The following is a 12,769-nucleotide window of genomic DNA, read 5'->3' as shown; positions in this document are numbered from 1 at the left end:
AATCCTACACAGTCCCGAGAGGCGGAAGAGGCGAAGCATGCTCGGATTATGGCGAAAGAGCAAGCGGTTTTCCACCCGATCCTTGCGCAAACGGCTGGTCATCTTCCTGATGATCGGTTGTTTGCTGCCTCTTGTGCTCGTAGGGCTACTAACCTACTCTTCTATCTATTCCATTCTCATGAACAAAATCCAGAGCGGCATCAGCGCAAGCCTGCAGCAAGAAGCCGTCAGCCTGGAGAACACGATCAACAACCTCGACTTCGCCTCCAAGCAATTCGCGCTCGACGGGCAAATCGCCGAGGAGGTGTCTGACTTTCTGCAAGAGAGGCAAATCTACCGTAAATCGCAAATCATGGCTTCGATTAATGAGAAGATCAATCTCGTTACGTTCACGAATCCGTATCTCGGGCTAACCGCTTATGTCATCCCGGACGCTTCGGAGCAGATCTTGTTTTCCAATCTCAGCATGGACCAGCAGTTCGATGCGAAGCGGCTTCCCGCATTCGCGGAATACAGTGGAGCCGCTTATTTCGGCCCGCACAGGACACTTTACAAGGACAGCGCGAATATCGTGTTCTCCGCTATGCGCATCGTGAAGACAACGAGCGGCCAGCCGGTATACGTATATCTGGAAACCAACTACAGCCTGTTCCGCAAAATCCTGAGCCAGCAATCGTACGGCATGAAGGTCAATCATCTCTTGATCAACGAGGAAGGGCAATTATCCTATCGGGAGGATCGGGAGGTTCCGGACGGAATCGAGAAGCTGACGTGGCAGGACCCTTCCAGCAACCATGAAGAATACAAAGGGTATCACCTTTTCAGATATGTAAGTCCGCAAGGCTGGCAGCTCATCGCTGCGGTCAAGAAGTCGACGTTCAACAGCGAGATTCACTCGTGGCTGGCCAAGATGATCCTGCTGGCGATGTCCACGTTTCTGTTTGCAGTCCTGCTTGCTTACTTCATCTGGAGGCAGGTCTATAGACCGCTGCGCAAGCTGAACGTGGAGATTGTGCGAATGGCGGAAAATCGGACGACACCCGTCTCGTTTACGAATGTGGAAGAATTCGATCTCGTGCTGAACAATTTCCAGCTCATGAAGTCGCAGGTCAACGATCTGATCGACACCGTCGCCCATAACGAGAAGCAGAAGGGGCAGTTCGAGATCGAGAAGCTGCTCAGCCAGATCAATCCCCATTTTCTGCATAACACGCTGAACACCGTTCAGTGGCTTGCCCGTCTGAACGGACAGAAGGAGATCGACCGACTGGTGACGCTTCTCGTCAAAGTGCTGCATTACAACCTGGGCAAGCAAAGCCTGATTGTGACGATCGGCGACGAGCTGGAAGCGATTCAGCACTATATGGAGCTGCAGCGCATCCGGTACGATTACGGGTTCGAATTTCATGTCGAAGCGCAGCGCGAGGTGCTGAACGTCGCCGTTCCGAGATTTCTGCTGCAGCCGATCGTAGAGAACGCCATCTACCACGGAGTCAGCGAACGCAGCGGCAGCGTGGGCGTGCGTATCAATCGGGTCGGCGCCGATTGCGTCGAGCTTAGCGTGGAGGACAATGGGGCGGGAATCGAGCCGGAGCGGATCGGCAAGCTTCTGGCGGACGACGAGGAGGCCAAGCGCAGGGGGCTTGGCATCGGTCTATCCTACGTTAACCGAATGCTGAAGCAATTTTACGGTCAGCAGGTCAAATTGGACATTCACAGCGAATTGGGCAAAGGCACGAAAGTGACCATCATTATTCCGAGCAAGGGGAAGGAGGAGTTCGATGATTAGGGCAGTCGTGATCGATGATGAGAAGCTTGTGCGCAAAGGGTTTATTTCTTTAATCGATTGGTCCCGCTTCGGCATCGTGATGGTCGGCGAAGCGGGGGACGGCAAAACGGCGCTGGAGCTGCTGGAGAAAACCGAGGCGGATCTGCTGTTCGTGGACATTACGATGCCGGGGATGTCCGGCTTCGATGTCATTCGCCAGGTACGCGTTCGCTTCCCCCGGCTAAAATCGGTCGTGCTAACCTGTCACCACGAGTTCGATTTCGTTCAGGAGGCGCTGCGCCTGGGCGCCATCGATTACATTGTCAAGACGTTGTTCGAGATGGACAATGCGGACGAGGTTATCAATCGGATCGTCGAACGCTTCGAATGGGAGGTCGGCAGTCAGGCCTCGCTTCTGGCCGACTCGGCGCAGAAGCGGATGTCGACCCCGACGGCGGTGCTGTTCGTGCCGCTTGCCCATGAGAGAAGCAGCGCTCCGCTCTATCGCATCGGGTTCGTTCGGCGAAATCCTCTGGAAGAGCTGGAAGGAATGTGGATGACGCAGCTCGTTCACCCGAATGCTCTGGAGGAGCTTGGCACGGAGCTGGGGGAGGAATGGTTCCGAAGCTGGCAGGTCGGAATTGTAAGCGGTCTCGAAGGCCTGACGGTTGAAGAGGTTCGAAGAACGGCGGAAGGGAGCCTGACGAACGCCCTGTTCTACGCGTCCGACCCAGCGAGCCCCGTACGTCTGGCTTATAAGGAATTGAAGGAGCTGGAAAGCCGGCGAAATGCCAGCGGCAGCGACCTGGATGCGGGAGCGGACCTCAAGTGGACGCTTTATCCGGCGGAATGGAGCGCCTTCCTGCGCGAGATGGAGGAGCGGCGACCGACGAAGGAAGCGTTGCATCGCTATGCCGAGGCGTTATGCCGCAATTGGGGAGGCATGCTGATTCACGCCTCGCATGCGGCCGCGATGCTGGCCGAGTCGGGAGCGAACCGTACGTGGGTGGATTGGAAAAGCTGGCTGAGACGGTTCGCCGACCTCGTCCAGCTGCGCATGGTGGAGCTGTCGCTGACGAAGGAGGTCATGCTGTGCATTATCCGCGCGATTCGCTACATGAAAGCGAACGCGGGCCTCAAGATTAATCAGGCCGACGTCTCTGAATACGCGAATATGAGCCGCAGCTACTTCAGCCAATGCTTCGCCCGGATGGCGGGGGAGCCATTCGGGACGGTGCTCCGCAATATGAGGATCGACAAGGCGAAAACCTTGCTGCTCGAATCGAGCGCCCCGATCTATGAGATCGCTTCGATGGCCGGCTTTGAGGACGACAAATATTTCAGCAAGCTGTTCCGCGAACGGGTAGGGAAGCTGCCGACGGAATATCGGGCCGAGAGGGGGAAGTTTGTTTGAGAGACGGCGAAAACGGTTCGTTAAACGAGTGCGATAATCCGGCAACATCCAGCCATTTTCTCTCCATGCTTCGACTTCGGGAAAGCGATAATGAAAGCGAATACAGGAATGCCGTCGAAGTCGGTGACCGCCAATGAGGCTCAAGCGATGGGGGCAGCGGGGGCTCGTTCTGACCGTTATGGCGCTGGCGGCGGCATCCTGCAGCAGCGGCGACGGAGCGGACGGCCTTATCGGGGACAGAGGGCGTCAGCTAGAGGAGGGAATTCCGTCGATCAACGACGATCCCGCCTACGGCAGATATGACGAGCCGATTACGATCCACATCGGCTTCAAGATTCCGGACGAGAAGAACACGACCGGCGATACGAATGACAACAATCCCGTATCCCGGTATTTTGAAAGGCTGACGAACATTAAAGTCGTTCATACTTGGGAGGCGAAGCGGGACGAACCCTTCACGCAACGGGTCAATCTGGCCATCGACAGCCGCGACTTGCCGGACGCGATGGTCGTCGATCGCAATCAATTGCGCAAGCTGGCCGAGAACGAGATGATTGCCGATCTGACGGAGGTGTACGACAAATATGCCTCCAATCTGGTCAAGGCGATGTATGATTCGACGAAAGGGATCGCGCTGCAGGACGCTTCCGTCGGCGGAAAGCTGTACGGCTTGCCGAACGTGGCGATCGAAGCGGACGCGCCTTCTCTGCTGTGGATTCGCAAGGACTGGCTGGACAAGCTGGGACTGCAGCCGCCCAGGACATTCGACGATATCGAGCGGATCGCGGAGGCTTTCATCCATCGGGATCCGGACGGAGACGGCAACCGCAACACGATCGGCCTGCCCGGTCTGAAGAAGGTCGTCCACGGTCAGCAGAAAGCGGGACTGAACGGCTTCGACACCTTGTTCAGCGCCTATCGGGCCTATCCGAAAAACTGGATTCGGGACGCGAACGGCCAAGTGCTGTACGGCTCTATCGCCAAGGAAAACAAGGAAGCGCTGGCCAAGCTGGCCGACTGGTATCAGCGGGGAATCATCGACAAACGCTTTATGCTGTACAAGGAGGACCAGGAGCCGATCGCGACCAATCGTGCGGGCATGTTCTTCGGACCTTGGTGGGCGCCGTATTGGCCCCTCGCGGAAGTCGTATCGACCGACACGAGAGCCGAATGGCGGGCGTATGCCGCCCCGCTGGATCACGATGGGAAGTTCATCACGCACATGTCGCCGATGACGGATCGCTTTCTGGTCGTCCGCAAGGGATACGAGAATCCCGAGGCTGCGGTGAAGTTGCTGAATGTCTTTACGCGGCTGGAGCGGCGTCAAGACCCTAACACGGAGGAGGTCGGGAAGCTGGATGACTTTTCCGCCCGGACGGGCGTACAATTGCGCAGCTACTACCCGTTCGATCTGCTGCTGGATTACGCCGACGCCATTACGCAACGCTACGTGAACGTTCAGAAGGCGCTGCGCGGCGAGATCGATCCGGCTTCGCTCGATCCGGATATGAAGCTGATTTATGAGCAGTCCGTTGCGGAGCGGGAAGCGCCGAAGAAAAACATGGACGGCTGGAAAGCGGCCAAAGCCTACGAATACGGAGGCGGAGCGCTGTACACCACGGATATGGTGCAGGTGCGGGGCATCTTCTACGGCACGACGGAAACGATGGAGACGCATTGGAGCTCGCTGCAGCAATTGGAGAACGAAACGTTTTTGAAAATCATCATAGGAGATCTGCCCTTGACCGCTTTTGACGAATTCGTGCTGCAATGGAAGGCCGGCGGGGGAGAACGGATCACGCAGGAGGTATCGGCGATTGTGAACGGCCATGGCTGAAGCGAACAGATGAAGGGGGGTGAGATTATGTCTTGAAGGAAGAAAGCCGGACGCAATGCGGCATCATGAATCGACCCGATGGCGAGCTATTTCCAAGGTTTCATGTAAGCGGATACAAAATCATCTGATACTGAATCGAGGAGGCTTGTTTATGTTCGGAAAGCTATTCAAGTCGTTCAACGCATTCGTTTTGCTGAGCGCTCTCGCCGTGGGATCGCTGGCCTTGCCGGCACAGAAAGCGGAGGCTGCGGGGACGGACCCGTACAACTGGGCTAACGTTGTTACGGGCGCAGGGGGCGGATTCGTTCCCGGTATTATCTTTAACGAAACGCAGCCCAACCTGATCTATGCGCGAACCGATATCGGCGGCGCTTACCGCTGGAACCAGTCGACCTCAAGCTGGATTCCGCTGACGGATTCGGTAGGCTGGGTGGATTGGAATAAAAACGGCGTGGACGCTCTCGCAACCGACCCCGTGCAACCCAATAAGGTATATATGGCCACGGGCACCTACACGAATCATTGGGATACGAACGGACAGATCATGAGGTCCAGCGATTACGGCGCGACGTGGCAATCGACGCCGCTTCCGTTCAAGGTCGGCGGCAACATGCCGGGCCGTTCGATGGGCGAGCGTCTCGTCATCGACCCCAACAAGAACAGCACGCTGTTCTTCGGGGCGCGCAACGGCAACGGTTTATGGAAAAGCATCGATTCCGGCGTAACCTGGAACAAGGTAACCAGCTTTACGAATACCGGTACTTATATTCAGGACCCTACGAACGATTATGCCAATGGCATTGTCGGATTGTCATGGATTACGTTCGACAAGACGACGGGCTCGCCGGGCAACGCGACGCAGACCATCTATGTCGGCGTGGCGGATTTGGGGAACAGCGTCTTCCGCAGTACGGACGGCGGCGCGACGTGGTCGGCCGTTCCGGGGCAACCGACCGGCTTCATCCCCCACCATGGCGTGTTGTCCTCTACGGGCAAGCTGTACATCTCTTATAGCAACGGCGTAGGTCCTTACGACGGTTCGAAGGGCGACGTGTGGAAGCTGGATACCGCGACAGGGGTTTGGACGAAAATCAGCCCTTATCCAAGCACGAGCGATGATAACTACTTCGGCTATGGAGGCCTGGCTGTCGACGCCCAGCATCCCGACACGATCATGGTGGCGACTCTCAACTCCTGGTGGCCGGATGCGAACATTTATCGCAGTACGGACGGCGGAGCAACCTGGTCGGGCATCTGGGAGTGGAACGGCTATCCGAACCGGGCGCTCAAATATACGCAAGATATCAGCGCCGCTCCGTGGCTCAATTCCGACGGCGTGGATATTCCGCCTGTGCCGGCGCTGAAGCTGGGGTGGATGATCGGGGATCTGGAGATCGATCCCTTTAACTCGGACCGACTAATGTACGGAACGGGCGCGACCATCTACGGCACGAACAACCTGACGGCTTGGGGAACGAGCAGCAAGGTCAACATCTCGGTCATGGCCAAAGGCGTCGAGGAGATGGCGGTGCTGGGTCTGATCAGTCCTCCTTCCGGAGCGCATCTGTTGAGCGCCGTAGGAGATGTAACGGGCTTCCGTCATGACAACCTGAATGCGCCGCCTACGAAGACGTTCACGAGTCCGACGTATGCGACGACCTACGGCATTGATTTTGCGGAGCTCGATCCGAGTTTGATCGTCCGCGTCGGAATGGCCGATTATGCGAACGATCCGCAAGCCAGATCGGTCGGCATTTCCAACAATGGCGGCTCGACCTGGTACAAGGGCAACGGGGAACCTTCCGGAACGAAGGGCGGAGGTACGGTGGCCGTCGCCGCCAACGGCAGCTCTTTTGTCTGGAGCACATCGGATGTCGGCGTGTACTATTCCAAGACGAACGGCAACTCCTGGACCGCCAGCACCGGAGTGCCGGCCAAAGCGGTCGTCGCTTCCGACCGCGTCAATTCCAACAAATTCTATGCCGTATTCGAAGGCAAGTTCTACTTGAGCACGGACGGCGGCGTGAGCTTCGCCCAGACGGCAGCCACGGGTCTGCCTACGAATATCGTACCGGCGCTGCTTCCGAACGAAGCCTCGATCAGCTTAAAGGCAGTGCCCGGAATCGAGGGGGATATCTGGTTCGCGGGCGGCAACAGCTCAGAGGGCAAGTACGGAATCTGGCATTCCACGAACTCCGGAGCCAGCTTCACCAAGCTGACCAACGTTCAAGAGGCCGATCTGATCGGTTACGGTAAGGCGGCTCCGGGTCAAACCTATGTTGCCTTGTATACGGTTGCGAAGATTGACGGCGTACGAGGCGTGTTCCGCTCGGATGATGCGGGCGCTTCATGGGTGAGAATCAACGACGACCAGCACCAGTATGCAAGAATCAACATGGCGATTACAGGTGATCCGAGAATCTATGGCCGCGTATACCTGGGCTCGAACGGACGAGGAATTCTGTACGGAGACCCGCTCAGCGTTACGAACAGCTCGACGATTACGCCAACAGCCGCAACCTTCGACAAGAAAACGGCGAATCAGGCGGATGTGGGCGTAACGATGACGCTGAACGGGAATACGCTGACGGCGATCAAGAACGGGTCAACGACCTTGACGGCGGGTACGGATTATACCGTATCGGGCAGCGCGGTGACGATCAAGAAGACTTATCTGGCCGCTCAGCCCGTCGGCACGACGAATTTGACGTTCGATTTCAGCGCGGGCGTCGATCCGGTGCTTCAAGTCACCGTAGTGGATACGTCGATCGTGGTCGTCAACTCGACGATTACGCCGACAACCGCATCCTTCGACAAGAAAACGGCGAACCAAGCAGACGTGAGCGTAACGATGACGCTGAACGGGAATACGCTAACGGCGATCAAGAACGGGTCGGCGACCCTGGCAGCAGGTACGGATTATACCGTATCGGGCAGCGCAGTGACGATCAAGAAGAGCTATCTGGCCGCCCAGTCCGTCGGCACGACGAATTTGACGTTCGATTTCAGCGCAGGCGTCGATCCGGTGCTCCAGATCGGCATCATCGATACGACCTCCCTGCCGGGAGGAACGGTGAAGGTGCAGATGTACAACGGCTCCACCGGAGCATCGTTGAACTCGATCAATCCGCGCTTCAAGCTGGTCAACACGGGAACGAGCGCCGTATCGCTGGCCAACGTCAAGATCAGGTACTATTACACGATCGACGGGGAGAAGCCGCAGAACTTCTTCTGCGATTGGTCCCAAGTGGGCGGCGCTAACGTAACGGGCTCGTTCGTCAAGCTGACGACAGCGAAGACCGGGGCGGATTATTATCTGGAAATCAGCTTTACGAGCGCCGCAGGCAGCTTGGGCGCGGGTCAAAGCATCGATCTTCAGACGCGCTTCTCCAAAAACGACTGGACGAACTACACGCAGACGGGGGATTATTCTTTCGATGCGGTCGATTCGAACTACGTCGATTGGCTGAAGACGCCTGCTTATGTGTCGGGTGCTTTAAGCTGGGGCATAGAACCGTAATCTGCCGTAAGCTACATTAAGGTAATCAGCTTGTCGGCGCTACTGCGCCGTAGCACGAAAGGCCGTTCCTCGCAAGGATGAGGAACGGCCTTGTCGTTCGTTTTAACTGGTTTTTCCCGTTACCGTCCCGGTGTTAAGCAGCGTGACCTTGACCTTGAAGCGATACCGGCTTTCGGCGAAATGATCGGGCCAGCTCGGCTGCCATTCTCGCCATAAGCGATGGTGATGCCGATAAAGATAGTTGCCGATGCCCAGAGTATCGAGCTTCTTGCTCTGCAGCATCCGAATGGTGTCGGAAAGCTTGCTCTCGATGACTTCGGATATGCGTTTCGTGAATTGATCGACCTCATCGGAGGTGTTGACGTTGCCGCAGCTGAGTTCTCCTATGTTTCCCTCCACGGCGACCTGATAGTTCATTGTCAGCTCGTCGCCGTGAATATCGGGCTTCATGTGCAGATACAGATGGGAGATATCGAAGGAATCCCTCTCCGTTCGGGCATGTCCCGAGGCCGGCTTGCAAGGGATGTTCAGCGGCCCTCTTTGAAATCTGTTCAGCAGCATAAGCATATAGGGGGCGGCGTCATTGGGAAGAACTTCGGCCAGCTTGCCTTGCGGGAAGCCCACGACGCCCAAGCCTGCCAAGAACGGTCCGGGGCTGGGCTCCTTGCGGATTTTCAGGAAGGGCAGGATAAGTAGGGGAACGGGCTCCCGTGAAATTACCGTCATATCGGTCAAGCTTGTTTCCACTGTTCTCCCCGTTGATTCCATCGTTGTTCTTCCGATCTCCAGCAGTTGTTGACCCATCGTACTTTCAATGTAGGGCTTAATAAACAGATAGTCCGAGGCCTGGCCATGCGTCAACATAAGCGCGCTGCTGCCTCTCATTTCCTGATTGCGAACGAAATAATCCAGCAGCGTCGACAGATTGTGCCTGCGCGCAGTTTCCTCGCTGATCAGCAGAACCCGCATATGACTCCACTGCAGCCGTCTTCCGAGCTCGGTGGCGATGCTCCTTGACGCGCCGGTAATCGTGGTGTTCTGCGCTTCAAGGTCCACATAGGATGGGTTCGCGCCTCCTTGCATGCCTCCATTCATGGCGCCACCGGGCTTGTAGATGTGAGCAGTCAATTTGATGCTGCCGTCTTGACCTAGGTCAATCGATGCAGCCTGTACGAATCCCCAATCCGACAATTCCGTCTTGCTCCAGCAGCCGGACAAGGCCAGGCACGAGACGACGATTAGAGCAAGGAGCCCGATTGCACGCATCTTGCTCCCCCCTTTAGGGCCGGCCGCGCCGGGCCTGGATGAGCTTGCGGTTTCGCGGCGACTTCATAAAGTAGCCAAGCGGCGCGCGAATGAAAATATCTCTGAAGTTCTTAAGCTTTAACGGCGCGATGGTCGTGAGGTACGGCTGACCTAATGTGTGAAGCCTCGTCATATGAAGGAGAAGCAGCAGGAAGCCGATCATCAACCCAAAGCCTCCGAGAAAGCCGGCAGCGAGCATCAGCGGGAAACGGATGACACGAATCGCAATCGCCATATCGTAGTGGGGAATGGCGAACGACGCGATTCCGGTCAGGGCAACGACGATGACCATAATCGGAGAAGCGATCTGGGCGGTGATCGCCGCTTGTCCGATGACCAGCGCGCCGACGATGCTGACGGCGGAACCGACCGGTCTGGGCAGACGAATACCGGCTTCCCGCAGCAGCTCGAACGTAATTTCCATAATGAGCGCCTCGACGAGCGCCGGAAAAGGTATCCCTTCCCGGGTATCCAGAATCGCCAGAAGCAGCACTGTCGGAATCAGTTCTGGGTGAAAGGTGGAGAGGGCGACATAGATGCTTGGGAGCGTCAAGGCGATGAAGAATGCAAACAACCGCAGAAGCCTGATCATGCTGGCGAATGCCGTCCGTACGTAATAGTCCTCGCTCGTTCCGAAGAAGTCGACGAAGACCGACGGACAGATGAGAATCATCGGTGTATTTTCGACCAGCACGATAATTTTGCCGTCCAGCAGCGCTGCGGCGGCATTGTCGGTCCGTTCTGTATAGCGGTACTGCGGGAAAGGGGTGTAGGAGGAATCTTCGATCCACTCCTCCACGAATGAAGCTCCCAGCACCTCATGCTGCTCGATCCCTTCAAGTCGTCTGCGGAATTCAAGCAGAATATCCGGATTCACGACCTGGTCCAGGTACATAAAAACAATTTTCGTTCTCATACTGCTGCCAGCCGTCAATGCTTCCAGCTTCAGCCCGGGGTTCTTGACGCGTTGGCGAATCATGCCGATGTTGATGTCCAGATTTTCGTTCGTGCCCTCTCTGGGACCTTGGACAACGGGCTCGCTTACGGGTTCGCTGACAGGACGTTTGGCGATGGAGACGGCAATATAACAGACGGCCTGATCCCACTTGTCGAAGAACAGGACGACCTGACCCTCCAGTACGCGATTGACGACCTCTTCCAAGCTCTTGACCAGCATGTATGGCTGGGCGGTTACGCCTGCTTGCTCGAAGTAACGGGCGACAAGCTCGGGCGTAAGTGCGGCGACATCTTGCCGACTGTCCAGGGCATCCAGCAAGGTGGCTTTCATGTGATGCTCCTTCGAGTCCTCGACCAGAGTACGGCAATAGACGGTATAGGCGGTGAATCTCCGATCTTGGCCGTAAACCCAGGTATTGAACAGGACATCGCTGCAATTGTCGAAAATGCTCTTGAGCTGTTCAAGATTGCGCAAGCCATCGAGCGATAGTGCAGTGGAAGCCTGGCTGGCGGAACCGTTCATGCTTTATCTCTCCCTTGCGCCGGAGTTCTGAGGCGGATTCTGAACCAACTGATTATTGCCAGCAGGACGATCAATGAACAGCCGACGAAGATGATGGCAAAGGGCCACAGCACGTATATTTGGTCGTTGAAGTCGGAAGGGTCCTTGAACAAGGTCAAAGACAAGAACAAGCTGACGAGGGTAATGGGATAGATCAGAGCGGCTTCGTCCTTGATCTTCAGCAGCTTGATAACAACCTGATTCAACATGAACAGGAAGATAGAAGCCTTCATGTACGAGCCGATGATCAAGGCGATGCCTACGATAGCTTCGATTCGCTGCAGCAGCTCAGCCACGTGTATCTCGCTGGCCAAGCTGTATAAGGAATATTTGTAGTAGCCGGTCGCGGGTCCGAATGTCAGCGATGTGCACAATACGCACAGGAATAGCAGCGTTCCCGAAATGCAATAGGCGATATACATCGGCTTGGTGGAGAACGACCGCTTGTCTGGACGGAAGAAAGGGTAAATCATGGCGAACAGGAAGATTTCCCCGAATGGAAAGCCGGAGGAGAGGAAGGTACCGTGCAGCACCGGGCGAATGCCATCGGGGAGGAACGGAAGAAAAAAAGCCGGTTTGTACAGAGGCAGAGCCAGCAGCAGAATGAGCAGCGCAATGACGAGCATGATGAACACCAGTAGGACAAACGCACGAGCCATATCCTTTAACCCTGCTCGGGCAGTCAAGGCGATGGTGAAGAAGCTTAAAGAGTTAAAAACGTATACGGGCGTTTCCGTCATCATGACATTGGACAGGAAGTCTCCGATTCCTGCAACTACGGCGGGCAATGCGAATAAGAGCAAGCCTGCCACCGTTATCGCAACGAGACAGGAGACGAATCTACCGAGCAGCATCCGGCTGTAGGTGATAAGATCCTGGCCTTGATGTACTCTGTAAAGGTAGAGCGTACAGAACAGCACGATAAGGCCGAAGGAGAAGGAGAGCAGCGTCGACAGCCAGGACACATTGCCGGCGGCCTCCGAGATGGGGTTAGGAATGAATACAATCGAAGAGCCGGTCGTATAAGCGATCATCAAGCCTGCGATCTGAATACCGTCAACCGTATTATGGGCCTTCATAGAACGGACAGCCTCCGAGCATCGTTATTTGTCGAGATAGCGGACGAGACTCTCGGCCGCTCCGCCGAACAAAGCGCGGTATAGATCCGACAGATTGGGGAGTGAAGCGCCTGTAACGAAAATATAGCTCAAATAAAGAGAGGCCAGCACAAGACTGGCGTATAAGCTCGCCGTTCGGGCGTCCATCCGCTTGAAGTTTCGAGCGTCTGCAATTGGAACGGATAGGAGGAAGAGAAGGGCAACGAAGATTTTCTCCAGCATATCGAATTCCTTCTTTCCATGATAACCAAACGCCCTGTTGCGTTTACTATATCCTCCCTTGAATCA

8 protein-coding genes are annotated in these 12,769 nt (G+C 56.0%); 4 read left to right on the top strand and 4 right to left on the bottom strand.

Annotated elements, in window-relative coordinates; all coding sequences use genetic code 11:
* The first annotated feature begins 37 nt into the window (after positions 1 to 37).
* The 4 genes from ACFO1S_RS04045 (at position 38) to ACFO1S_RS04030 (ending at position 8,539) form a co-directional block, all read left to right on the top strand.
* Positions 38 to 1,789, top strand: a complete 1,752-nt coding sequence (locus tag ACFO1S_RS04045) for a sensor histidine kinase (protein ID WP_204604388.1) — start codon at positions 38 to 40, stop codon at positions 1,787 to 1,789.
* Entirely contained in the window at positions 1,782 to 3,182 is a 1,401-nt protein-coding gene (locus ACFO1S_RS04040) for a response regulator transcription factor (protein ID WP_204604387.1), read from the top strand. The genes ACFO1S_RS04045 and ACFO1S_RS04040 overlap by 8 nt, the downstream gene beginning before the upstream one ends.
* Positions 3,183 to 3,315: 133 nt before the next feature.
* Positions 3,316 to 5,019, top strand: coding sequence for an extracellular solute-binding protein (locus ACFO1S_RS04035; protein ID WP_204604386.1), 1,704 nt, complete (start codon positions 3,316 to 3,318; stop codon positions 5,017 to 5,019).
* 151 nt (positions 5,020 to 5,170) lie between these two features.
* Entirely contained in the window at positions 5,171 to 8,539 is a 3,369-nt protein-coding gene (locus ACFO1S_RS04030) for a X2-like carbohydrate binding domain-containing protein (RefSeq protein WP_204604385.1), read from the top strand.
* Between the two features lie 102 nt (positions 8,540 to 8,641).
* On the opposite strand, the gene ACFO1S_RS04025 is transcribed toward ACFO1S_RS04030, so the two are convergent.
* From ACFO1S_RS04025 to ACFO1S_RS04010, 4 genes are read right to left on the bottom strand one after another with little or no spacing between them, the layout of a single operon-like run.
* Positions 8,642 to 9,805 (bottom strand): Ger(x)C family spore germination protein, encoded by a 1,164-nt coding sequence (locus tag ACFO1S_RS04025; protein WP_204604384.1) that lies wholly within the window; start codon positions 9,803 to 9,805, stop codon positions 8,642 to 8,644.
* Between the two features lie 13 nt (positions 9,806 to 9,818).
* Positions 9,819 to 11,324, bottom strand: a complete 1,506-nt coding sequence (locus ACFO1S_RS04020; protein WP_204604383.1) for a spore germination protein — start codon at positions 11,322 to 11,324, stop codon at positions 9,819 to 9,821.
* Positions 11,321 to 12,442, bottom strand: a complete 1,122-nt coding sequence (locus ACFO1S_RS04015) for a GerAB/ArcD/ProY family transporter (protein ID WP_204604382.1) — start codon at positions 12,440 to 12,442, stop codon at positions 11,321 to 11,323. Before ACFO1S_RS04015 ends, ACFO1S_RS04020 begins: the two co-directional genes overlap by 4 nt.
* 24 nt (positions 12,443 to 12,466) lie before the next feature.
* Positions 12,467 to 12,703 (bottom strand): hypothetical protein, encoded by a 237-nt coding sequence (locus ACFO1S_RS04010; RefSeq protein ID WP_204604381.1) that lies wholly within the window; start codon positions 12,701 to 12,703, stop codon positions 12,467 to 12,469.
* Positions 12,704 to 12,769: the final 66 nt, after the last annotated feature.

The sequence above is a fragment of the Cohnella boryungensis genome (genome assembly GCF_042651945.1).
GTDB classification, from domain to species: Bacteria; Bacillota; Bacilli; order Paenibacillales; family Paenibacillaceae; genus Cohnella; species Cohnella boryungensis.
The sequence above is the reverse complement of the archived record's forward strand: the minus strand, read 5'-3'. Positions and strand labels throughout refer to the sequence as shown.

Excerpts from the sequence above, each read along its gene's own strand:
- ACFO1S_RS04040 (WP_204604387.1), top strand. The coding sequence starts at position 1,782 with ATGATTAGGGCAGTCGTGATCGATGATGAGAAGCTTGTGCGCAAAGGG.
- ACFO1S_RS04025 (WP_204604384.1), bottom strand. The coding sequence starts at position 9,805 with ATGCGTGCAATCGGGCTCCTTGCTCTAATCGTCGTCTCGTGCCTGGCC.
- ACFO1S_RS04015 (WP_204604382.1), bottom strand. The coding sequence starts at position 12,442 with ATGAAGGCCCATAATACGGTTGACGGTATTCAGATCGCAGGCTTGATG.
- ACFO1S_RS04010 (WP_204604381.1), bottom strand. The coding sequence starts at position 12,703 with ATGCTGGAGAAAATCTTCGTTGCCCTTCTCTTCCTCCTATCCGTTCCA.
- ACFO1S_RS04035 (WP_204604386.1), top strand. The coding sequence starts at position 3,316 with ATGAGGCTCAAGCGATGGGGGCAGCGGGGGCTCGTTCTGACCGTTATG.
- ACFO1S_RS04020 (WP_204604383.1), bottom strand. The coding sequence starts at position 11,324 with ATGAACGGTTCCGCCAGCCAGGCTTCCACTGCACTATCGCTCGATGGC.
- ACFO1S_RS04045 (WP_204604388.1), top strand. The coding sequence starts at position 38 with ATGCTCGGATTATGGCGAAAGAGCAAGCGGTTTTCCACCCGATCCTTG.
- ACFO1S_RS04030 (WP_204604385.1), top strand. The coding sequence starts at position 5,171 with ATGTTCGGAAAGCTATTCAAGTCGTTCAACGCATTCGTTTTGCTGAGC.